The 22,260-nt window shown below is 72.8% G+C and carries 16 protein-coding genes; 6 read left to right on the top strand and 10 right to left on the bottom strand.

Going from position 1 to position 22,260, the window contains the following annotated elements:
• Positions 1-2 precede the first annotated feature (2 nt).
• Together ACX6XY_RS05925 and ACX6XY_RS05920 are read right to left on the bottom strand one after the other, a co-directional pair.
• Positions 3-1,148: a hypothetical protein gene (locus ACX6XY_RS05925; protein WP_460327154.1), complete on the bottom strand. Its 1,146-nt coding sequence runs from the start codon at positions 1,146-1,148 to the stop codon at positions 3-5.
• Positions 1,145-2,680: a class I adenylate-forming enzyme family protein gene (locus ACX6XY_RS05920; RefSeq protein WP_460327153.1), complete on the bottom strand. Its 1,536-nt coding sequence runs from the start codon at positions 2,678-2,680 to the stop codon at positions 1,145-1,147. The genes ACX6XY_RS05925 and ACX6XY_RS05920 overlap by 4 nt, the downstream gene beginning before the upstream one ends.
• Positions 2,681-3,123: 443 nt before the next feature.
• On the opposite strand from ACX6XY_RS05920, the gene argH reads away from it, so the two are divergent.
• From argH to ACX6XY_RS05900, 4 genes are all read left to right on the top strand, one after another.
• Positions 3,124-4,665, top strand: a complete 1,542-nt coding sequence (gene argH, locus ACX6XY_RS05915; protein ID WP_460327151.1) for an argininosuccinate lyase — start codon at positions 3,124-3,126, stop codon at positions 4,663-4,665.
• A 46-nt stretch (positions 4,666-4,711) separates the two neighbouring features.
• Positions 4,712-5,884 (top strand): argininosuccinate synthase, encoded by a 1,173-nt coding sequence (locus tag ACX6XY_RS05910; protein ID WP_460327149.1) that lies wholly within the window; start codon positions 4,712-4,714, stop codon positions 5,882-5,884.
• Between the two features lie 17 nt (positions 5,885-5,901).
• Positions 5,902-6,849, top strand: coding sequence for a methionyl-tRNA formyltransferase (locus ACX6XY_RS05905; protein WP_460327147.1), 948 nt, complete (start codon positions 5,902-5,904; stop codon positions 6,847-6,849).
• Between the two features lie 95 nt (positions 6,850-6,944).
• Positions 6,945-7,793, top strand: coding sequence for an EamA family transporter (locus ACX6XY_RS05900; protein ID WP_460327145.1), 849 nt, complete (start codon positions 6,945-6,947; stop codon positions 7,791-7,793).
• A gap of 391 nt (positions 7,794-8,184) precedes the next feature.
• Here the strand turns inward: ACX6XY_RS05900 and ACX6XY_RS05895 are convergent, their stop codons facing one another.
• Both ACX6XY_RS05895 and ACX6XY_RS05890 read right to left on the bottom strand, forming a co-directional pair.
• The gene (locus ACX6XY_RS05895; RefSeq protein ID WP_460327143.1) at positions 8,185-8,964 is read right to left on the bottom strand and encodes an enoyl-CoA hydratase/isomerase family protein; all 780 of its coding nucleotides are present in this window, start codon (positions 8,962-8,964) and stop codon (positions 8,185-8,187) included.
• A gap of 49 nt (positions 8,965-9,013) precedes the next feature.
• A complete protein-coding gene (locus ACX6XY_RS05890) occupies positions 9,014-9,220 on the bottom strand; it encodes a hypothetical protein (RefSeq protein ID WP_460327141.1) in 207 nt (68 codons plus the stop codon).
• Between the two features lie 332 nt (positions 9,221-9,552).
• Between ACX6XY_RS05890 and ACX6XY_RS05885 the strand changes: the two genes are divergently transcribed.
• Complete coding sequence (locus ACX6XY_RS05885; protein ID WP_460327139.1) at positions 9,553-10,557, top strand: helix-turn-helix transcriptional regulator; 1,005 nt, start codon at positions 9,553-9,555, stop codon at positions 10,555-10,557.
• A 105-nt stretch (positions 10,558-10,662) separates the two neighbouring features.
• Positions 10,663-11,817 carry a bifunctional glutamate N-acetyltransferase/amino-acid acetyltransferase ArgJ gene (argJ, locus tag ACX6XY_RS05880; RefSeq protein ID WP_460327137.1) on the top strand — a complete coding sequence of 385 codons (1,155 nt, stop codon included), beginning with the start codon at positions 10,663-10,665 and terminating at the stop codon, positions 11,815-11,817.
• Positions 11,818-11,870: 53 nt separating this feature from the next.
• Here argJ and ACX6XY_RS05875 read toward each other — a convergent pair whose 3' ends face one another.
• The 6 genes from ACX6XY_RS05875 to ACX6XY_RS05850 all read right to left on the bottom strand — a co-directional run bounded on the left by ACX6XY_RS05875 (position 11,871) and on the right by ACX6XY_RS05850 (position 22,176).
• Positions 11,871-12,197 carry a phosphopantetheine-binding protein gene (locus tag ACX6XY_RS05875; RefSeq protein WP_460327135.1) on the bottom strand — a complete coding sequence of 109 codons (327 nt, stop codon included), beginning with the start codon at positions 12,195-12,197 and terminating at the stop codon, positions 11,871-11,873.
• Positions 12,198-12,201: 4 nt separating this feature from the next.
• Entirely contained in the window at positions 12,202-12,882 is a 681-nt protein-coding gene (locus tag ACX6XY_RS05870; protein WP_460327133.1) for an FMN-binding negative transcriptional regulator, read from the bottom strand.
• Positions 12,883-12,919: 37 nt separating this feature from the next.
• Positions 12,920-14,410, bottom strand: coding sequence for a leucyl aminopeptidase family protein (locus ACX6XY_RS05865; RefSeq protein WP_460327131.1), 1,491 nt, complete (start codon positions 14,408-14,410; stop codon positions 12,920-12,922).
• A 35-nt stretch (positions 14,411-14,445) separates the two neighbouring features.
• Positions 14,446-16,398, bottom strand: a complete 1,953-nt coding sequence (locus ACX6XY_RS05860) for a carbamoyltransferase C-terminal domain-containing protein (RefSeq protein ID WP_460327129.1) — start codon at positions 16,396-16,398, stop codon at positions 14,446-14,448.
• Between the two features lie 97 nt (positions 16,399-16,495).
• The gene (locus tag ACX6XY_RS05855; RefSeq protein ID WP_460327128.1) at positions 16,496-17,677 is read right to left on the bottom strand and encodes a hypothetical protein; all 1,182 of its coding nucleotides are present in this window, start codon (positions 17,675-17,677) and stop codon (positions 16,496-16,498) included.
• Positions 17,674-22,176, bottom strand: coding sequence for a non-ribosomal peptide synthetase (locus tag ACX6XY_RS05850; protein WP_460327126.1), 4,503 nt, complete (start codon positions 22,174-22,176; stop codon positions 17,674-17,676). Before ACX6XY_RS05850 ends, ACX6XY_RS05855 begins: the two co-directional genes overlap by 4 nt.
• Positions 22,177-22,260 lie beyond the last annotated feature (84 nt).

The following is a 22,260-nucleotide window of genomic DNA, read 5'->3' as shown; positions in this document are numbered from 1 at the left end:
GATCAGTCGCGGTCCTTCAGATCGGGGTCCAGGGACTCCAGGCCGATGCCGTCACGGGCACCGCGCTGCGGCGGGTGGAACGCGAGGGCGTTCAGACCGCCGGCGAGGAGCGCGGGGAACGAGGAACGGGCGAAGGCCGCGCCGCCCGCGGCCCGCAGCAGGCGGCCGCCGATCCCGCCGATCGCGTCCTCGACCCGGTCCCGCGCCGCCACCGCCAGGTTGAGCCGGTCTCCGGCCGGGGCGCCGGCGTCGGTCGCGCGGGCCGCGTCGAGCAGCCCGGACTCCAGGGCGCGGAGCTCCGCCGTAGCGCCGGTCCAGCCGCGCGAGCCGAGTCGTCGGCCCTCGGGCGCGGCCCCCGCCAGACAGTGGGCGACCCCGAGGTACGAGGCGCTGATCAGCAGCTGGAACCAGCTGTAGCAGTCGACGGCGAAGCGTCGGCCACTCTCGCCCCGCAGGGGGAAGACGCGGGCCCGCGGCACCCGGACGTCCGACAGGCGCACGGTGTGGCTCTCCGCCGCGAGGAACAGGGAGCTGTGCCAGAACGGCTCGCGCTCCACGCCCTCGGCCCCGGCGTCCACGAACGCCTGGGCGAAGCCGTCGGGCGATCCGTCCGGCGCGCGCAGCTCGACCATCAGCGACAGCATGTCCATGCTGCGGGACAGCGAGCAGGGCCGCTTGAGCCCGCTGACGCGGTAGCCCGCGGCGTCGCGCACCGCCTGGCTGCCGAGGTTGCCCAAGTCCCGGCCAGGGGTCGACTCGGCGCCGCCGGAGGCGATGAGCCGGGCGTCACGGGCGATGTCCCGGAGGATGGTCCGGGCGCCCTCGTCGCCGGCGGCCGCCACCTGCCCGAGCGCGGCGATCTTGTAGTGGTGCATGGTCGTCGCGATGGCCGCGGACGGGGCGGCCGAGCCGAGCGCGACCTGGAAGCGCACCGCCGCCTCGGCCGTGCTGCCCCCGCCGCCGCACTCCGCCGGAATGAGCATCGCCGTGGCGCGGGTCCGCTTCAGGAGCGCGAACACCGGGCCCGCGTCCCGCTCGTAGTCCCGCGTCGTGCCCGCCGCCAGCGCGGCGTGGAGTCCGTCCGCCACGCCGTCGAGCCGCTCCCGCGCGTCCGTGAGCGCGCTCGTCTCGCTCAGGCCGGTGGTCATTCGGTGTTCCTCTCCTCGGTGCGCATGAGTTCCCTGACGGCGGCGTAGTCGGTCTTGCCGAGCGGTGTGCGCGGCAGTGCGGCGGTGAGCTCGTACCGCTGCGGCAGCTGGTGGGAGAGCAGCAGCCGGGCGAGCCGCTGCCGCACCGCGCCCAGGTCGGCGCCGGGGCTGAGGACGAGAAGGGCGGCGACCCGCTCCGTGGTCGCGGGGTCGGGGACGCCGACCACCGCGCTCTCCCGCACTCCGGGGCACTCCCGCAGCGCGGCCTCGACCTCCAGCGGGCCGACCTTGTGCCCGGCGACGTTGATGAAGCCCGACCGGCGGCCGAGTACGTACCAGCCGTCCTCGTCGGCCCGGACGAGGTCGTGGGTCCGCAGCCAGCCGTCCGGGAACATCTCGGCGGTCTGGGCGGGGTCCCGGTAGTAGCCGCGGGCGAGCGCGGGGCCGCGTACCCAGAGCTCGCGGACGTCCGCGGGCTCCGTCTCCGTGTCCCCGTCCCTGCCCTCCATCGGCTCCATCGGCTTTATCGGCTCCAGCCGGTGTTCCACCCCGGCGATGGGCGTGCCGACGGAGTTCTTGCCGACGTATCCCTTGTCGAAGCAGATGGCGCCGATCTCGGACAGGCCGTACACCTGCCGCAGCGGCAGCCCGTACCGCTCCAGGAACGCCTCCTGGGTGCTCGTCCCGAGCGGTGCGCTGCCCGCGATGGCCAGCCGGAGGGTCCGCAGCGCCGCCGGGGGCGCCCCGCGCGCCGAGGTGAGCATCCGGTACATGACCGGCAGCCCGCTCACCACGGTGACGCCCCGCGCCTCGACGAGCCGGGCGAGTCCCCGCCCGGTCAGCCGGTCGCCCCGCGCGAACACCACCGTCGCGCCGCTCAGGAGTCCGGGCAGCGTCAGGATGTCGATGCCGTGGCAGTGCGACAGCGGGAGCGCGCACAGCACCACGTCCGACGCGGAGAGCGCCAGCTCACCGCCCCACAGCCGGACTCGGGCCGCGATGGCCGCCTGGCTCATGACGATGCCCTTGGGCTCGCCCGTAGAGCCGGACGTGCAGTGCACGACGAAGTCCCCGGACTGGTAGCCGTCCCTGGCCCGTTCGCGGTGCGCGGAGGCATCGGGCACGGGCGTGAGGCGGAAGGAGCCCGGCCCGTCGTCCGGGCCCTGGCCGTCCACGGCGAGCCAGGTCAGGTCGAACCTGGCGCAGGCGCGCTCCCGCTCCCGCGCGGAGAGCCGGCTGTCGAGGAGCACCGTGACCACATGGAGCTTCGCCGCGGCCAGATAGAGCGCCACGAAGGTGACCGGGTCGCCGACGGCGAGCCCCAGGACGTCGCCCCCGTCGCCCCTGTCGCCCCTGTCGCCCCCGTCGCTCCCGCCGCCTCCGTCGAGCTCGGCCGTCAGCCGCTCGGCCGCGGTCTCCACCGCGTCGAGCAGCGCCGCGTACGACGACACGGCCCCGTCGAGGCCGACGACGGCGGGGGCGTGCGGCGCGGCGAGCGCCGTGGCCAGGAAGGAGGTGTACAGCTGGCTCACGGTGAACCTCCTTCTTCCTTTCCCGCCTTACGAGGAAAAGGGCGGCGGTGAACATTCACGGATCGCTCCACGCGGGAACCACGCGGGAACCGCGCGGGAACCATGCGGGAAAAGGCCTTTTGCGCGGGAGAATTCAGCGCATCGGCTCGACGGCAACGTGACGAAATCACAGAGAACCTGGCCGGACAAGATCAGTTCACATGGCGAGACATGCAGGTGAAGCGGGGTAAACACCCGGATCGACAGCGGTTGTTGGCTCAATCATGAGCGTTTCCGTGAGCCCGGCGCCGCACGGCGGGCTGGCCGTTTCCGGTCACGTCCCGACACGGCCAGGGGGCTCCCATGGACAGTGCTTCGGACGCCGACTGATGATCGAATTCGCTGTCGGCAGCCGAGAAGTACGGCTGGACCCGGTCCGGAGCAAAGGCAAAGGAAGAAAATTCATGACCGATAAGTTGTGGGGCGGCCGTTTCGACGAGGACATCACGTCCGACGTCCTCGACTACACCCTCACGACGGATGTCGACGTCCGTCTCGTCTTCGCCGACCTCTGGCAGGACATGGCGCACGTGCTGATGCTCGGCCGCCAGGGCGTCATCCCGGAGGAGACCGCGCGCGCGATTCTCGGATCCCTGCTGAAGCTGTGGGAGCGGCACGAGCGCGGCGAACTGACGCTGCGCCCGGAGCTGGAGGACGTCCACTTCAACATCGAGCAGATGGTCATCGAGGACCTCGGCCGCGAGGTCGGCGGCCATATGCACACCGCGCGGTCCCGCAACGACCAGGTCTCCACGGACGCCCGTATCTATCTGCGCGGCGTCCAGCTCGACGCCGTCGCCGCGAACCTCGCGCTGATCGAGGAGCTGCTCGCCTTCCCGGAGGAGGACCTGCTCGCGATCCTGCCGGGCTACACGCACAGCCAGGCCGCCCAGCCGGTCTCCGTCGGATTCTGGAAGACCGCCCACGCCAGCATGCTGCTGCGCGACGTCCGGCGGCTGCGCGGCGCGTTCGACCGGACCGACGAAGCGCCGCTCGGCGCCTGCGCCCTGGCCGGGACGTCCTTCCCGCTGGACCGTGAACTCACCGCGCGCCTCATGGGGTTCGGCGGCGTCCTGAGCCACGCACTCGACGCCACCAGCGCCCGTGACTACCTCATCGAGACCGCGTCGGCGTTCGCGCTCGGAGGGAACAACCTCTCGCGCATGGCCGAGGAGATCGTGATGTGGAGCGGGCACGAGTACAGCCTGGTCGAGGTCTCCGACGCGTACGCCACCGGCAGCTCGATCATGCCGCAGAAGAAGAACCCGGTCGTCGCCGAGCTGACCCGCGGCCGGTCGGGCCGGACCGTCGGCACCCTCGTCCAACTCCTCACCATGGCCAAGGGCGTGACGCTCGGCTACAGCTGTGACCTCCAGGACGACAAGCCGTACCTGTGGCACGCCATCGACGCCTACCTGTCGACCCTGCGCATCGTCGCGGGCCAGACCAAGGGCCTCAAGTTCAACGGCGAGCGCGGCGAGAACCTGTGCTGGGACAACTTCTCCACCGCCACCGAACTCGCCAACTACCTGGTCTCCGAACGCGGCATCGCCTTCCGCGAGGCCCACCACATCACCGGCACCCTCGTCTCGACCCTGATCAAGGAAGACGCGACGCTGCGCGACACCGCCGCCGGCGCCCGGATCCTCGCCGAACTCGGCCACCCGGTAGAGGAGTCGGTGCTGGCGCACATCCTCGCCCCCCGTACCGCGGTGACCCGCTACACCAGCCCCGGCGGCACCTCCCCGCAGAGCGTCGAGGCCGTCCGCGCCGAGCTGCGCGCCGCCGCCGAGGGCCACACCGCGTGGCTGGACGCCGCCCGGCGGACGTTCCAGAACGCGCACGAGGCCACCCTGCGGGCCGCCCGCGAGGTCGCCGACGGCGCGGAGATCGCCAAGGTCATCGACACCGCGCTGGCCGAGCTGCCCGCCCCCGCGTCGCAGTGACCCCGACGGCACCGCCCCACGCCCGCCACCGCACCCTGGAGACCCCATGAAAATCGTGCTCGCGTACTCCGGAGGCCTCGACACCTCCGTCGCCCTGCACTGGCTGAAGGAGCGCTACGACGCCGAGGTCATCGCCTTCTGCGCGGACATCGGCCAGCTGGAATCGCTGGAGGCCGTCAAGGAGCGGGCCCTGCGCACCGGCGCGTCGAAGGTCTACATGGAACCGCTCTCCGAGCGCTTCCTGAAGGACTTCGCCCTCCCGGCCCTCCAGGCGCACGCCCGCTACGAGAACAAGTACCTGGTGGCGGCGCCGCTCTCCCGGCCGCTGATCGCCCAGCGGATGGTCGAGATCGCGCACGCCGAGGGCGCCGACGCGGTCGCCCACGGCGCCACCGGCAAGGGCAACGACCAGGTGCGCTTCCACACCAGCGTCACCGCGCTCGACCCGAAGCTGAAGGTGCTCGCCCCGGTCATCGACTGGGAGCTGACCACCCGAGAGTCGGAGCTCGCCTACGCGCGGGAGCACGGCATCGAGGTGTCGGTGACCAAGGAGAACCCGTACAGCATCGACACCAACATCTGGGGCACCAGCATCGAGTGCGGTGAACTGGACGACGTCGAGCAGCCCCCGCCCGCCCGCGCCTGGCAGCTCACCGCCGACCCCAAGTCCGCGCCCGAGCAGGCCGAGCGGGTCACCGTCGGCTTCGCCGCCGGTGTGCCGGTCACCCTCGACGGCGAGAAGCTGGAACTCACCGAGCTGGTGGGCCGACTGAACACCGTGGCCGCCCGCCACGGCGTCGGCCGCGTCGACATCGTCGAGAGCCGTATCGTCGGCTTCAAGACGCGGGGCATCTACGAGGCGCCCGCCGCGACCGTGCTGATGGCCGCGCACGAAGAGCTCGAAGCGCTCGTCCTGGACCGCGAGACGCTCCACCACAAGCAGGCCCTCGCCCTGCGCTACTCCGAACTCGCCTACTACGGCTACTGGTTCTCCGACCTGCGCCGCGCCCTCGACGGCTTCGTCGCCACCCTGCAACCGCAGGTCAACGGCGAGATCACCATGGAACTCTGCAAGGGCTCCTGCACGGTGGTCAGCAGGAAGTCCCCGAACTCGCGATACAGCGGTGCGCTCGCCACCTACGAGGCAGGCGACACCTTCGACCACAAGGCGGGCGCCGGCTTCGCCTACGTATGGTCCCTGCCGCTCACGCGGCCGTGACCGGAAAGGCCCCACGCATGCGAGTCGTCTTCATGGGCTACCAGACCTGGGGGCACCGGGTCCTGGAGGCCCTGCTGGAGTCCGAGCACGAGGTCCCGCTCGTCATCACCCACCCGCCGAGCGACCACGCCTACGAGGCCATCTGGAACGACTCCGTCGCCGCTCTCGCGGAGCGCCACGGCATCCCCGTGCTGACCCGTAAGTACGCCAACGACGGGGAAGTGGCCGAGCGGCTGCGGGAACTGGAGCCCGACCTGCTGGTGTCGTCGGACTGGCGCAGCTGGGTCGCCCCGGAGATCTACTCCCTCGCCACCCACGGCGCCATCAACATCCACGACGCCCTGCTGCCCCGGTACGGCGGCTTCGCCCCGCTCAACTGGGCGCTGATCAACGGCGAGCCCGAGGTCGGCGTCACCGTGCACTTCATGAACGAGGACTTCGACCTCGGCGACATCGTGGTGCAGAAGCGGGTGGCGGTGGAGGACAAGGACACCGTCACCGACCTGTTCCACAAGACCATCGACCTCTTCGCCCCCGCGGTGCTGGAGTCGCTGGAGCTGATCGGGTCGGGCCGCACCGACTGGACCCCGCAGGACCCGGCACAGGCGACCTTCTTCCACAAGCGGTCCATCGAGGACAGCAGGATCGACTGGAACTGGTCGGCCAAGGACATCGCCAACCTGGTCCGCGCCCAAGTCGACCCGTACCCCAACGCCTTCGCTTACTACAAGGGCCAGCGCGTCCGCATCCTGTCCGCCGCGGTCTCGGCCGTGCGGCTCGGCGGCACCGTCGGCCGGGTGTTCCGCCCCGAGGGCGAGGGCGTCGCCGTCGTCTGCGGCCCCGGCGCGCGCGGCGGGGGCGAGTACGGCCTGGTCGTGGAGCGGGTGCGCACGGACGACGGCGTCGAGCACCGCGGCGTCGACTTCTTCCGGACCATGGGCGGCTACCTGACCAGCAGGCCCTAGACCCTGTCTCACTGGGGCCTGTCGTGCCCGCGCATCCACACCGGGGGCGGCCCGCGGACGGGCCGCCCCCGGCTTCTTCACACAAGGAGTAACTGGTGAACCTGTTCCTGGCGCTCGCCTCGGCGATGGTGCTCGGCGCAGGCGACTTCGTCGGAGGACTCGCGGCCAAGAGAGCCCGCGCCGTCGTCGTGGTCGTCTGGTCGAACGCCGCCGGGCTCGCCACCGCGCTCACCCTCGTCGGGCTGCTCTCCCGGTCGGGAACCGGCTGGGACGAGGTCCTCTGGGGCTCGCTCGCCGGGCTGTGCGGAAGCGCGGGCGCCGTCCTGCTCTACCGGGCCCTGGCCAGCGGCGTGATGAGTCTGGTAGCCCCGACCACCGCCGCCGCGGCCGCCGCGCTGCCCGTCGTCGCCGGTGTCCTGACCGGCGACCGGCTCTCCGCCCTGGCCGTCGTCGGCGTCTTGTGCGCCCTCGCCGCCGTCCTGCTCGTCTCCCTCAGCGGCGACGGCACGGGGGCGTCCGGAGACCGGCGGACGCTGCTGCGCAGCATGGCCCTGGCCCTGCTCGCCGGCGCCGGATTCGGCGCCTTCTTCGTCTTCCTGGCCCAGACGCCGAGCGACACCAGCCTGTGGCCCCTGGTGTGGGCCCGCTGCGCCTCGCTCACCGCGATCCTGCTGTTCATCCTGGTACGGCGCACCTCACCGGCGCTGCCCGCCAGGCCCGCCCGGCTCGCCCTGCTCTCGGGGGTGCTCGACATGGGGTCGAGCGCGCTCTTCCTCGTCGCGGTCCGGGGCGGAAGCCTCGCCGTCATCGGGCTGCTGGCGTCGCTGTACCCGATCAGCACCGTGCTGCTGGCCCGGATCCTGCTCAAGGAGCGCATCCGGGGGATCCAGCACGTCGGCGTGGCGCTGGCCGTGGGCAGCGTCGTGCTCCTCGCCTGGAACTGACCCGTACCGCCTGGAACCGACCCGTACCGCTGGGAACCGACCCATACCGCTGGGAACCGACCCATACGCCGGGAACCGACCCGTGCCCGCCGCCCGTCCCGCTTTTCCCGACCGGAGGTCCCGTGCCCGCCACCGATCCCATCCTGCCGCCGACGAACGGACTGATCACCAGGAGCGGATCCACCCCCGACGGGGGCCGGGCCGACCCCGCTCCTTCCGTCCGACGCCCGTCCCCGCGGACCCGGTTGACCCCGTTGACCCGGCTCCGCGCATGGAAGGCGCTCGTCCTCGGGCACCTGGTCCGGGGAGATCGGGCCTAACGGGCGTACGCCGGTGGCGGACGACGATACCGTCGTCCGCCACCGGCGTCGTCGTACCACCGGCGCGGTGGTCAGGCCTTTCCGATGATCCGCCGCATCCGCTGCTGCGCCTCTCCCGCGGAGAAGGCCGTACGGTGGGACCGCTTGCCCTCCTCGCGCACCTGCTGCAGACCGCGGACGAAGGGGCCGTTCACCCGAGGCCGGGTCGACTGGACGGCGGCCGCGGTGTAGGCGGCGATGCGGCGCGCCCGGTCGAGCGCCCGGTCCAGCAGCTCCTCGGGGCCGGTCACCTCGTGCAGCAGCCGGTCGGCGAGGGCCCGCTCGGCCGGCCACTCCTCGCAGGTGTAGAGCATGTCCTGCATGACGCCGCGGCCGACCACCGTCTCCAGCATGTAGCCGCCGAAGTTGCAGGCGACGCCGACCCGGAACTCCGGCATCACGAGCTTGGCCGAGCGGCTGCCGATCCGCAGGTCGCAGCAGAGGGCGATCTGCAGCCCGACACCGATCGCGTATCCGTCGATGGCGGCCACGACGGGCTTGGAGATGCCGGCGACCGTGCTGTACAGCGCGGTGATGTCGTCGATCCAGGCGTCGACCTCATCGCCGCCGTGGAACTCCGACACCTCGTTGAAGTCGCCTCCGGCGCCGAAGGAACGGTCCGGGCCGCCGTACAGGACCACGCAGCCCACGGCGTCGTCGGCGTCCAGGTCCAGTATCAGCTCGGTGAGTTCACGCATCCGCGCCCTGCTGAACGGATTCTGTTCGTGCGCGTGCGAGAACTCGACGAGGGCGACCCCGTCGGCCAGCACTTCGCATTTCATGCTCGCCGTCGGCGTACTGATCGGTGACACGTGGCAGCCCTCCCTGGGCAGATCGGAATGTCGTGCGGGTGAGCGCCGGTCAGCCCCAGGCCAAGTCGTATTCCGCCACGACGAGTTGAGCCTGCTGAAGACTGAGCGCGGTACGGGCGTCGTCCGACGGGAGTGCGGCCGACCCCGCCACCAGTCCCGCCGCGGCCACGCTCGCGGCCACGAGCGTGGCCGAGTTCCGGCACATGCGGGCCCAGCCCGAAGAGACGCCCGCGGACATATGACGTGCAGCACTCACGTGTATCGACTCCCTCAGGAAGGATGAAATCCGGCCGGAGGCGGTCTTCGTGCCCCCCGGCGGTCGTCCCCAGCATGGTCAGGCGGCGGACGGCGGTACAAGGGCGGCCGGTGTCCGTGAGAGGACATGACTGGAAGCGGACATGGACATTCCTGTCTCGAATGCCGAGACGATGGAGGATCGAGTGGGAACCGGTCCGCGACCCTGAAGAATCCGGGGAGTGGGCGGCGTTCACCGAAGATCCTCGTATGAGCTTGCATGCATAGATATGCATCACGCAGGATCTCCCTGTCAGGGGTGGCGCTAGTGGGGGAGTGTGTTGAGTGAGGAACGTGAGGGATGACGCCGTCCGGGATCTGTTCCGTTTTCTGGTCGCCGCGCCCGGTTCGACCCTGCGGGACGCCCAGGAGCACCTCCGGGCGGAGCCGCAGGCGCTCAGTTCCGCGATGGACTTCCTGGCGGACAGCGGGCTGGTCCGGTCGGACTCCGCGCAGTCGGCGCCCGCACCGCCCGAGGTCGCCCTCGCTCGGGTGCTTGAGCGGGAGGAGGAGTCGCTCCAGCGGCGACTGGCGGAACTGCACGAAGGGCGGGCCGTCCTCGCGGCGCTGAGCGAGAACCTGATGGCCATTCAGGCGACCGGCCGGGGCGCCTTCGGCGTGACCCTCCTGGAGAACGAGGCCGAGGTCATCTCCGCCCTGGAGGGCGCGGCCGCACGGGCCCGCAAGGAGGTCCTCAGCATGCATCCGGGCGCTCCGCTCTCGGCTGCCATGCTCACGGACAGCATGGAGCGGAACCAGCAGGTGCTCGAGCGCGGTGTGGCGATGCGCTCGATCCACCTCGACTGCATGGTGCGCATCCCCTACGGGCGGGCCCATCTGATGAACCTGCAGGAAGCGGGGGCCGAGGTGCGGGTTGCCTCCGTCCTGCCGCTGCGGCTGATCGTGGTGGACGGCGTGCTCGGATACGCCTCCACCCTCCCGCGCGAGGGCCGGTTCGCCGCGCTGGAGTTCAAGGGCCCGGAGCTCGTCCACGTCCTCCTCCGGATCTTCGAGCACTGCTGGGTGCACGGCGCCGTGGTGCCGCCGATCGGCGAGTCGGTGAACCGGGGGTCTCGGGAGGGTTCCGGCGCGGCCGCGTCCGAACTCGACGAGCGGGAGCGGGCCCTGGTGCGGATGCTGGCCGAGGGGCACAAGGACGAGGCGATCGCGCGATGCCTCGGGGTGTCCTCCCGTACCCTGCGCCGGCTGATGACCGACGTGATGGACCGGCTCGAAGCCGACAGCCGTTTCCAGGCGGGCGCTCGGGCCATGGCTCGGGGCTGGCTCGACAACCTCTGAGCCCGCGCGGTTCTCCGCCGTTCCGTGGATGTAAGTATGCTGTAAACGGCATTTTAATGCAGCGTTGAGAGTGCGTGTCGAAAATATGAGGGAAGGCGATCGATAATGGATCTGGCAGTACCGCGGGGATTCCGCTCGTACACCGCCAACATGGGACTGAAGGACAGCGCGCACGACTTCGCGGTGGTGGTGTCGGAAGTCCCGGCCGTGTCCGCGGCGGTCTTCACCAAGTCGCGCTTCGCCGGTCCCAGCGTGGTCCTGAGCCGCGAGGACACCGCCCGGCACCAGAGCCGCGGCATGGTCGTCGTCTCCCGTAACGCCAATGTGGCGACCGGCAAGGTCGGCGCCGCGCACGCGGAGGAGGTGCGCAGGCTCGCCGCCGAGAAGGCCGGAGTCCGGCCCGAGGAGCTGGTGATCGGCTCGACCGGGGTGATCGGGCGCCCCTACCCCATCGAGAGCCTGCGCGAGGGCATCGCCAAGGCGCCGACGCCGTTGCCCGCCGCCGACTTCGAGGCGGCCGCCGCCGCCATCATGACCACCGACACCCGCGCCAAGTCCGTCCATCTGCGCTGCGGCGACGCGGTGGTCGTGGGCATCGCGAAGGGCGTCGGCATGATCGAGCCCAACATGGCGACGCTGCTGACCTTCTTCTTCACCGACGCCCAGCTCGAAGCGGACCGGCTCGACGCCGTCTTCCGGCGCGTGATGGACAAGACGTTCAACGCGCTCAGCATCGACACCGACACCTCGACCAGCGACACCGCGGCCGTGTTCGCCAACGGCCTGGCGGGCCCGGTGGACGAGGCCGAGTTCGAGGAAGTGCTGTACCAGGCCGCGCTGTCGCTGGTCCGGAACATCGCCTCGGACGGCGAGGGCGCCGCCAAGCTGCTTGAGGTGCGGGTCACCGGCGCCCGCGACACGGACCAGGCCAAGCGGGCGGGCAAGGCGGTGGTGAACTCCCCGCTGGTCAAGACCTCCGTGCACGGCGCGGACCCGAACTGGGGGCGGGTGGCGATGGCCGTCGGCAAACTCGACGACGACCTCGACATCGATCCGGCCCGGACGCGGATCCACTACGGCGACCTGGAGATGTTCCCCGAGGAGCCGGACGACGCCATGCTGGAGCGCGCCCGCGCGTACCTCTCCGGGGACGAGGTCGTCATCCGCGTCGATCTCGGCATCGCCGACGGCGAGTTCACCGTCTACGGCTGCGACCTGACCGAAGGGTACGTCGACCTCAACTCCGGTTACACCACCTGACCGGACCGCCGCGCGGTCCCGGCGGCCCCGTCTCCGGGGCCGCCGGGACCGGGTCACAGCTCGCCCTCCTCGCATGCACCGCTCTCCGCGGCCAGGCCCGCGATATGTCCGGCCAGCCCCGCGAGGGTGGAGTTCTCGGCCACGGCGACGATGCCGACCTCGACCTGGAACGCGGCGGACACGGCCCCCGCCATTCTCATGGCCAGCAGCGAAGAGGCGCCCAGCGCGAAGAAGTCGTCGTCCTCACGGATGCGCATATCGGGCTCTCCGAAAAGATCCCGCCATATAGCCGACAGCCTCTCCCGGATCTCCCGAATGTCCTCGGGAGTACGAGAGACAGCGGAATCAGCGGGATCAGCGGAATCAATAGCTCCGGGCATGGCTTCACTGCGCCTTTCTGATCGGGGACTGGCGTGCCAGTTTCTCGGTGTTGTGGGACTCCATACGGTCCGCGACAGCGGACGCCGATGCCGCCGCGTCGGCGGCGCGGGCGCGGAACGAGGAGATCTGGGCCCTGATGTCCTCGGGCCGCTTGTTCTGGCCGAACTTCACGATCCCGTCCAGCCGGTCCACGGGCAGCTCGAAGGCGACGATCCTGCTCCGGAAACTCTCCACGAGCTCACGGGGAGCCCGGTCCAGGACCCAGGGCTCCTTCGGCAGGAACCGCGCCTCCTCGTTCGCGATCAGGTCCTCCAGCTGCCGCAGCTCCTCGTCCCCCGTCATCACCCGAGGCCGGCCGTACGCGTGCACGGCCGCGTAGTTCCAGGTGGGGAAGTGCGGCTCGGAGGCGTAGTCGTCCGGGCAGATGTAGGAGTGCGGGCCGACGAAGGCGACCATCAGCTCCTCGCCGGCGTGGAGCGCCGTGACCACCGGGTTCGCTCGGGCGAGATGGCCTCGCAGCCTCCCGTTCGGCCCGTGCTCGGGCCCCTTGTCGAGGACGAACGGGATATGCGTGCCGTGGACGCGGCCGTCCACCACGGCTGCCAGCATCCCGAACGGATAGCGCTCGATCACCTCGTGATGGAGCGCCAGCTCCTCGGCGCGGTACAGGTCGGGTACGTACACGGCGGCTCCAGGGACGGGGGACGGGGACGGACGGCGGTCAGCGCCCGCACAGCCAGCGGGCGAGGGTTCCGGCGCCGAAGCCCGTGGCGCCGGCGTTGTAGTAGCCGTCGATCCGCGGGGACCAGGCGGGCTCGGTGATCTCCATATGCGCCCAGGAAGGGGGTGCGAACCGCTGGAGGAAGGCCGCGGCCGTGGCGCCGTCCCCGGCGCGCGGACCGGCGACCCTGCTGTTGGCGAACGGGGCCCACAGCTCGTCCCCGTACTCCTCCACCAAGGGCAGCGGCCAGAGCAGTTCGCCCGCCGCCCGGCCCGCGTCGGTCAGCCGCGCGGCGAGCGCGTCGTCGGTGCTCCACAGGCCCGCCGCCTTGGGGCCGAGCGCGGCGGCGACCGGCAGCCCGAGCGCGGAGACGCTGACGGCGGACCGCGCGCCGAGACCGGCCGCCAGATGCAGGGCGTCCGCCAGCATCAGCCGCCCGTGCCCGTCCTCGTGGTTCACCTCCACCGTCGCACCGGACGCGGTCGTGACGAGGTCTCCCACGCGCAGCGCGCCCGGCCCCGCCGCCTTGGCCGTGACCGGCAGGATCAGATGCGTCTCACGGCGTCCGCCGAGCGTGGCGAGCGCCGCCGCGGCGCCGAGCACGGCCCCGGCCCCCGCCATGTACTTCTTCGCGCCCTCGACGGCGCCGCCGGAGCGCGCCACCCCCCGGTCGTCGTATGTGAGGCCGAGACCGATCACAGCGACCGGGGGCAGCTCGCAGACGTCGGGCCGGTAGCGGAGCCGGATGAGGCGGGCCGGGTCGGCACTGCCCGCGACGGCGGCGGCGAAACCGGTCAGACCCCGCTCCCGCGCCTCGCCCGCGTCCCACACCTCGACGTCGAACCCCTCGTGCGCGGCCAGCGCCGACGCCTCGTCCGCCAGCCGGGCCGGGGTGATGACGTTGGCGGGCGCGGCGACGTACTCACGCGCCCGGACGACGGCGTCCGTGAAGGCCTCCGCGGCGCGGAGCACCGCGCCGGCGGCCCCGCTGCCGAGCAGCTCGACGGTCTCCGGCTCCCGCGGCAGGTCGGACCCGTAGTCCGCGCGGAACCGGTCCTTGAGGACGTTCCACCTGCCGCAGTGCACGGCGAGGCTCAGCCCCTCCGCCAGATGCTCGGTCAGGTCCAGGTCACCGGCCCGCCAGGACGGCAGCGCGACCGCGACCCGCCGGTTGGGACCGGACGTCAGAGTCCGGGCCACGGCCGCACCGGCCCGCCGCACGGTATGCGGGGTCACCTCTTCGGGGCGGCCCAGGCCGAACAGCACGAGCCGCTCGCACCGTCCGGGCGCACCGGGCCCGACGACCAGCTCGTCCCCGCCGCCGCCGAAGGAGCCGTACGCCGACAGCCGCCGCAGCGCCCCGTCGAGGGCCGCGTCGAGGTCGCGCGGCCACGGCCGGTCGAGCAGCGGGGCGTCATCGGCGAAGACGCCCACCGCGAGCACGTCGCCGCTCCAGCGGGCGGCGGGTGTCGGGCAGTCCGTGATGTCCATGGGTTTTCCTCTCGGCCGGTCGGATCAGGGTCGGATCAGGCCCGAGTGACGCGCAGGCCGTCCAGGTACAGGACGTCCAGCTCGGTTTTGAGGAAGAGGGCGAGCGCCTCCTCCGGCAGTTCGACGATCGGTTCTCCCGGACCGTTGAAGGAGGTGTTCATCACCACCGGCACCCCGGTACGGCGGTGGAAGGCCGCGATCACCGCGTGGTAGAGACCGGCGGACGCGTCGACGGTCTGGATGCGCGCCGTTCCGTCCACGTGCGTGACGGCCGGGACCTCCGCCCGCCGCACGGTCGCGTTGAACAGCATGTACGGGGAGGGCAGCGGCACGTCCCGGAACCAGTCGGCGGCGTGCTCGGCGAGCACCGCCGGCGCGAACGGACGCCACGCCTCACGGTCCTTGATCCTGTTCACCCGCTCCCAGTTCCCGGCGTCCCGAGGGTCGGCCATGATCGAACGGTGGCCCAGCGCGCGCGGGCCCGCCTCGCTGCCGCCCTCGAACCAGGCCACCACGCGGTTGGCGGCGAGGTCGTCCGCCGCGCGCCGCGCGACCTGCCCGGCGTCCGCCAGCCGCTCCACGACGACGGCGTCCCCGACGGCCCGCACGGCCGCCGCCACGTCGTCGGCCGACGCGGGCGCGCCCAGATAGGGCGAGGGGAACACGGGTCCGTCACCGGACGGCTCCGCCCGCGGGTGTCCGAGGATCGAGTGGTACACGGCGAGGGCCGCGCCGGTGGCGATGCCGCCGTCGTCGCAGGCCGGTTCGACGAAGACGCGGCGGAAAGGGCCCTCCTGCGCCACCTGGCTGTTGGACGGGCAGTTGAGCGCCGTGCCCCCGGACAGGCACAGATCGGCGACGGTCACGCCCGCCGCGCCCAGGGACGCGTGCAGGGTGCGGACGGCTTCCATGCGCACCTCCTCGAACAGCTTCTGGGTGCTCGCGGCGATGTCCGCGTTGACCGGAGCCGTGGCCTGCCGGGGATCCCCGTACGGGGCCAGGTCGTAGCCGAGCCGCTCCGCCTCGCGGCGGCAGTGCCGCAGCCACGCCGTCGCCACGTCCGTACGGAGCCGTCCCCGCAGGTCGTGGTGGTTGCCGAGGAAGCGCGACGCGTAGAAGCGCGGGCGGCCGTAGGCGGCAAGCCCCATGAGCTTGCCGGCCGGGCCGACGACCCCCAGGCCCAGCGCGGCGCCGACCCGGTCGTACAGTCCGCCCAGACCCAGGTGGTGCGGGGCGAGCGGGTACAGGGCCTCGCCGCGGCCCAGGTAGTACATGCCGCTGTGGTAGCTCTCGCCCTCCGCGTAGCCGTCGTGCGTCAGGACGGCGGCCTCCCGGAAGCCGGAGGCGTAGTACACGGACCCCGCGTGCGCCAGGTGATGGTGGACGGCGTACCCCGAGAGGGTGACGCCGTCCAGGCGTACGCGCACGGGCAGGTGGAAGCCGTACCGCAGGCGGTCCTGGGGGGCCGCGGGCGTCTCCGCGATCGCGGCGAACCCGCGGTCGCCGGTCCAGGACGGATCGCTGACGTAGTCGTCGATCCACGGCGTGGCACGGATCGCGGACCGCTCCAGGCCGGTGTGCTCGGGGAACAGCTTGGCGTACGACCGGCCCAGCCAGGTCGCGGCCAGCCCCTCGTCGTAGAGGAAGTCGAGGAACTCCCCGCCGCCGCGCCGGGAGGCGGCGTCCGGCTCCTCCTCCAGGAGGCCGCAGGGGCGGCCGAAGGGGTCCGCCGTGGCGTACTCCACCGACAGCGCCTCAGGATCGTCGGCGATCAGCTCGACGCCCTGGGTGGAACAGACGGCCACCGCGTCCACGTCGGCGGCGCCGACACCGGCGACGGCGAGGGCGCGGCGGACCGTGGCCGCGTCGAGCGTCGCCGCGTGCTTGACGCGGGTGTGCCGCTCGCGCAGCACGTACGAGGCGATCGCCCCGTCGCGCAGAACACTGACGGCGGCGTCGTGGCCGAAGTGAAGGCCGAGGACGATCATCGGGTCTCCTCATGCGGCGCCTGCCGAGGCGCCTCGAAGGGTCGGGAAGATACGGGGGGAGCGGGAGCGGGGGAGGGGCGGGCGTTTGGACGGGCGGTCACACGAGGGTGAGACCGCCGCCGCGCAGCCAGCGGTCCAGGGGCTCGCGCACGGCCGCGTCGGCCGGTGGGTGAAAGGCCAGCGCGCGGCTGGCCAGCAGCAGTTCGGACCCCGGCCCGCCCGACCCGAACGCCATGCCGCCCTCAAGCTCCAGCGCCCGGTCGGTGGCCTCCGCGATCGCGCGCTGCGCCGTGTACCGGACCAGCAGCGCCCGCCCGAGCGCGTCGTCGCCGTCCGGGTCGTCTGGGTTGTCGTGCGGGCCGCCGTCCGGGCCGCTGTCCGGGGCCGTGCCCTGGGCGACGCGGGCGTCGAGGTCCGACGCCAGCGCGTCGAGGGCCGCCGCGGCCGTCTCCAGCGGGGCCAGGGCCGCGACGCGGTCGCCCGGTGTGCCGCGCTCCCCGGCGCAGAGCCGCTCCACGTGCCCGGTGGCGACGCCGAGGTAGGCGGCGGTGATCAGCAGCTGGAACCAGAGCAGGTTGGAGGTGAACCGCCATGGCGCGGCCGTGGGATCGCCGACGGGAATGATCATGTCCTCGGGGACGAACGCCCGGTCGAGGACGAGGGCGTCGGTCTCCGTCGCCCGCAGGACGCGGCTGCCCCAGAAGGGCCGCCGTTCGATCCCCGCGGCGACGGGAAGCATCAGCATGAGCAGCTGCCCCTGGTACGGGCTGCCGGCCGGACCGGCCGCCGACAGCGACATCAGCCCCAGCGAACGGGTCAGAGAACAGGGCTGCTTGGTCCCGGAGACCAGCAGGCCGCCCGGTGCCGCCGTCACCTCGATGCCGGGCGTGAACACGCTCTTGCCGATGTTCCCCTCCGCGCCGCAGGAGGCGACGAGATGCCGCTCCGCCGCGATCCGGCGCAGGACGGGCCCGGCGGCCGACTGGTCCCCGCAGTGGGCCAGCCACGCCACCTTGTAGTGGTGCATCGTCGAGGCGACGGCCAGGGACGGGGCCCTGCTGCCGACGGCCCGCTGCAGCCGGACGCCGTCGCGGCAGCCCAGACCGGCACCGCCCAGGGCGGCGGGGATCAGCAGGTTTCCGCCCCCGGCGGCCCGGAAGGCCTCGACCGCCCCGGTCGACGGGTCCTCGGCGACGGCGGTACCCCAGTCCGCGAGCTTCGCGTCGAAGCCGGGCAGCACCCGGTCGAGCAGCGCGCGCTCGGTGGCGAGCAGTTTCATGCGTGGTCCTGGTCAAGGGTCGGTTCGGACGGGCTGGGTCCTGTCGTTTGACGACAGGGCCTGGGGGCCCCGGTCACCGAGGCGATGCGGTCGGCGACGTATGCCGCGCCCGCTCCTCGTACGACGGAGAAGTGGTCCTCCGCCAGGACGTCGAGCCGCCCGGCGCCCGGCAGCACCTGGTCGAGCGGCAGCAGCGAGGGGAACGCGTCCCGCGCCGTGCGCTCGGCGCGGATCAGCAGCCAGGCCGGGGACGGCCGACCGGCGTCGGGGGCGCTGGTGGTGCTGGTGGCCGGCCAGGCGGTCGGCGTGTGCCGCTCCAGCAGTGCGGAGTTGTTGCGGTACACCGCGAAGAGACGGGACAACTCCCCTTCCTCCAGCGGGCGTCGCAGCAGCCCCGCCGCCACCAGCGTGTCATGAGCGTCCGTCAGCCGCCGTGCCTCGGACGCGCTCTCCGCCTCGGGCGCGCTCTCCGCCTCGGGCGCGCTCTCCGCCTCGGACGCGCTCTCCGCCTCGGGCGCGAGCCGCGACGCCGGGACGGGCCGCCCGGTCAGGTCGCCGAAGAAGCCGCGGAGGCGTGCGGCGAGGCCGGGAGCGAAGCCGTCGCCGCGTCCGGTGAACGAATCGACCGTGGTCAGTGACGACACGGCCCGGCCCTCCCGTTCCAGCAGCCCGGCCAGGTGGAGGGCGATCGTCCCGCCCATCGACCAGCCCACGAGATGCAGCGGACCGTCCGGCAGCTCCTCCAGGAGGGTGCGCGCGTACTGCTCGGCCATGGCGTCGACGCTGCCCGCGAGCGGCTCGCCCGGATGCAGCCCCGAGGCCCGCACGCCGTACAGGGTGGCGCGGTCGGCTCCGCCGTCGCGGGCCGTCACGGCGTCCACGATCTCCTGGTAGCACAGCACGTCACCGCCGACCGGGTGGACGAACACGACCCGCTGGCCGCCGGTGCCGCCGAGCACGGTGAGCAGGCCGCTCTCCCCGGTCCGGGTCGCCGTGTCAGCCAGCAGCGCCGCCTGGGCCCGTACCGTCCGGTGGCGGAACAGCGAACCCAGCGGCAGCCGACGGCCGAAGGCGGCCTCGACGGCGCGGAACAGCCGCACCGCCGTCAGGGAGTTGCCGCCGCGGGCGAAGAAGTCGTCGTCCACCCCGCTGGCGGCCGGTCCGAGCAGCTCCCGCCACAGAGCGAGAAGCCGTTCCTCCAGCGGGGTGGCCGCCGCCACGGCGGGCGCACCGGAGCCCGGATCCGACGGACCGTCGACCGGGGCGGCCTCGGCGAGGAGGGCGAGGAGGACCTTGCGGTCCACCTTGCCGTTGCCGCTGAGCGGCAGCTCGGAGAGCTCCAGTACGGCGGCGGGCACCATGTACGGGGGCAGCACCGCACCGAGCCGCTCCCGCAGCTCCGCCTGGTCGGCGGCGGCGACGGCCGGACGGGCGCGGGCGTCCGGGGCGTCGCCGTCCCCCGGCCGGACGACGAAGGCGGCGAGGAACGGCTCGCCGCGCGAGGTGTCGACCAGGGCGACGGCGGACTCCACCGCCGCGACACGGGCCAACTGGGTCTCGATCTCGCCGAGTTCGACGCGGTACCCGTTGATCTTGACCTGATGGTCCGCGCGCCCGAGGAACTCCAGCACGCCCCCGGCGCGGTACCGGGCCCGGTCGCCCGTCCGATAGAGCGGCTCGCCCGTGACGGGGTGGGGGAAGAACGACGCCGCGGTGCGCTCGGCGTCGTTGAGGTAGCCCGTGGCCACGCCGGCGCCGCCGATGTAGAGGTCGCCGGGGACCCAGGACGGGGCGTCCGCGAGCTCCCGGTTCAGGACGTGCATGGTCTGGTTCGCGAGGGGGGTCCCGTAGGGGACGCTCTGCCAGTCCGCGGGCTGCTCCGCGGCCTTGAACCAGTTCGACCAGATGGACGCCTCGGTGGCCCCGCCCATCGCGATCACCTCGGCGTCCGGGCAGACGTCCGCCAGCCGTTCGAGGAGCGGGAGCGGCACCCAGTCGCCGCTGAGCAGCACCAGCCGCAGGGACGCGAGCAGTTCGCGCGCCCGCTCCCCGAGGTACTCCAGGGTGAGCGACAGCAGGGCGGGAACGGAGTTCCACACGGTCACCCCATGCCGATGCGCGCACGCGGCCCAGGCCTCCGGGTCGGGTACGGGACTCTCCGGGGGACACACGACGGCGCCGCCGCAGCCGAGCAGCGCGAACTGGTCGAAGACGGAGAGGTCGAAGGCGAGCGAGGAGACGGCCAGCACCTTGTCGCGCGCGGTCAGGGCGAAGCGGCCGGTGAGGTCGCGGAGCGTGTTGACGACGGCGGCGTGCGAGATGACGACGCCCTTCGGGGTGCCCGTCGAGCCCGAGGTGTAGATGACGTAGGCGGTGCGGTCGAGCGGACCGCCGGTGCGGTCGGCGTCATGGACGTCGTCGACGTCGTCGTCGTCGTCGTCGGCGTCGTCGGCGTGCGGGGCGTCGTCGGCGTACGGGATCGCCGCCACCCCCTCCGGCACGGCCTGGGCCGTGTCCGGCCAGTCAGCGGTGATCAGCGCCCGCGCGCCGCTGTGCCGCAGTACGGTGCTCACGCGCGCCGCGGGCCAGGAGGGGTCGATCGGCACATACGCGCCCCCCGCCCGCAGCACGGCCAGCACGGCTGTCGACTGGGCCCGCCCGCGCGGCACACGGACGCCCACGAGCGCGGGCGACCCGGCCTGGCCGGGAGCGAGGACGGCGGCCAGCCGGCGAGCGAGCCGCCCCGACGCCAGGTTGAGCTCGGCGCGCGTGGCCGTCCCCTCCGCGTCGTGCACGGCGGGGGTCTCGGGGGCCGTACGGCAGTGCTCCAGGACGAACGAGTGGAGCGTCCCCGTGGGCAGCTCCACGGCGGTGTCGTTGGCCCGCCGCCGCGTCAGCAGCTGCCCGTCGGGGAGCGGCGCCGGTCCCCGGTCGTGCCAGGCGTCCTCCGATCCGGCGAGCGCCTGGAGGCGGGCGTGGTGGTAGGCCGTCAGCTCCTCGATCACACCGGGCGGGTAGGCGTGCTCGGCGTAGTCGACGTTGCAGACCAGCTCGCCCGCCTCCTCGTACACCTGGTGGTCGAGCAGCACCTGCGGCGTGCTGATGGAGCTGTGCACGAGGCGGGCTCCGGGCAGCGGGAGCAGAAAGCCGCCGGGCGCGCCGTCGACCAGGTCGAGGCCGCTGGTGAACACGACGGGAACCGGGCTCCCTCCCCCGGCACGGCTGGCGAGGGCGCGGCCCACCTCGACCCCGGAGACCTCGAGCGCGGCCAGGTCGGCGTACAGGCCGCCCCGAGACCTGCGGCAGTGCTCCGCGAAGGAGGTTCCGGGCTCCGCCGCGCCGTAGCCGACCAGCACGGTGGTGCTGGCGTTGCCCCAGACCCGCTGGAGACCGGGATCGTTGCCCGGCCGGTGCGACGCGAGCACGGTGAGCGCTCCGGCGGCCCCGTCCGACCAGCGGTGGAGGGCCTCGACGAAAAGGGTGAAGAGCGCGGTTCCGGCGGGCAGTCCGCAGGCCGCCGCGTGCTCGCGGAAGCGCCCCCAGGCTGCCGCGTCGAGCCGGGTGCTGAGTCGCTTGAGGGCGACGCCCCGGCGCTCGGCGTCCTTGGGCCGTCCGGTGCCGTGGGCACGGGCGGGCAGCGCCGGAGCGGGCGGCAGCTCACGGGAGCGACGCTCCCAGTAGCGGCGGGCCGCCTGGTGGGCGTCCGTGGCGCGCCGCTCCTGAAGGCCGGTCACGTAGTCCCGGAACGACAGCGCCGCGGCCTGGGGCGCATAGCCGGGGTCGGTGCAGCACCGGGCGAGCTCGGTGAAGAAGAGCTGGGTCGTCACACCGTCGAAGGCGATGAGCCGCAGCGCGATCTGGAGCCTGGCCGTGCCGTCGGGCAGCGTCACAAGGCGGATCAGGAACGGGCGGCCCGCCTGATGGCTGGGCAGGTCCGCGGCGAGACGCGCGCGGAGGGCGAGCAGCTCGCTCTCCGCGGCCCCGGCGGACAGGGCGGAGAGGTCCCGGCGGTCGACCACGGGGACGACGGGCCCGTCCGGGGCGGGCAGCACACGCTGGGTCCCGTCGGGGGAGACCGCGAGCCGCAGGGAGCCGTGGGCCCGTGACAGCAGGGTCAACGCGGCGTCGAGGCCGTCGGCGTCGGGCGCCGACCCGGCGGGGAAGCCGTACTCGTGGACGAAGACGGCGGGGGCCGGATGGTCGTAGAAGTCCTGTTCCCCGACGAGGTAGGCCTGTTGGAGATCGGTCAGCGGGAAGGGCTCCCCGGCCGCCTCCGCATCGGCGGTGAACCGCCAGGTGTCCGCGGGGCGGTCCTGCCGGGAACGCAGCAGCTCCACGAGACCGTCACGGCAGCCTCGGGCGGCGGCGCGGAGGTCATCGGTGAGCGCTCCGGGCGGAGCCGAGTAGCGCAGTGCCCCGTCCTCCAGGCTGAGGGCGACTCCTGCCGCGCGCAGTCTGTCGTGGACCTCGGCTGCCGCGGACAGCGGTGAGCCCAGCATAGTGAATCTCCAGAGACCTTCGATGGCGAGGGAATTCGAGGCCCGATATTTCCGTGCGGAGTCAGGGCTGTACAGCGCCGGGCC

The sequence above is a fragment of the Streptomyces sp. O3 genome (assembly GCF_054788135.1).
The sequence above is the reverse complement of the archived record's forward strand: the minus strand, read 5'-3'. Positions and strand labels throughout refer to the sequence as shown.

Bases quoted from the DNA above. Each gene is read 5' to 3' on its own strand.
- ACX6XY_RS05905 (WP_460327147.1), top strand. From the start codon at position 5,902: ATGCGAGTCGTCTTCATGGGCTACCAGACCTGGGGGCACCGGGTCCTG.
- ACX6XY_RS05910 (WP_460327149.1), top strand. From the start codon at position 4,712: ATGAAAATCGTGCTCGCGTACTCCGGAGGCCTCGACACCTCCGTCGCC.
- ACX6XY_RS05860 (WP_460327129.1), bottom strand. From the start codon at position 16,398: ATGATCGTCCTCGGCCTTCACTTCGGCCACGACGCCGCCGTCAGTGTT.
- ACX6XY_RS05855 (WP_460327128.1), bottom strand. From the start codon at position 17,677: ATGAAACTGCTCGCCACCGAGCGCGCGCTGCTCGACCGGGTGCTGCCC.
- ACX6XY_RS05865 (WP_460327131.1), bottom strand. From the start codon at position 14,410: ATGGACATCACGGACTGCCCGACACCCGCCGCCCGCTGGAGCGGCGAC.
- argH (WP_460327151.1), top strand. From the start codon at position 3,124: ATGACCGATAAGTTGTGGGGCGGCCGTTTCGACGAGGACATCACGTCC.
- ACX6XY_RS05925 (WP_460327154.1), bottom strand. From the start codon at position 1,148: ATGACCACCGGCCTGAGCGAGACGAGCGCGCTCACGGACGCGCGGGAG.
- ACX6XY_RS05875 (WP_460327135.1), bottom strand. From the start codon at position 12,197: ATGCCCGGAGCTATTGATTCCGCTGATCCCGCTGATTCCGCTGTCTCT.
- argJ (WP_460327137.1), top strand. From the start codon at position 10,663: ATGGATCTGGCAGTACCGCGGGGATTCCGCTCGTACACCGCCAACATG.
- ACX6XY_RS05850 (WP_460327126.1), bottom strand. From the start codon at position 22,176: ATGCTGGGCTCACCGCTGTCCGCGGCAGCCGAGGTCCACGACAGACTG.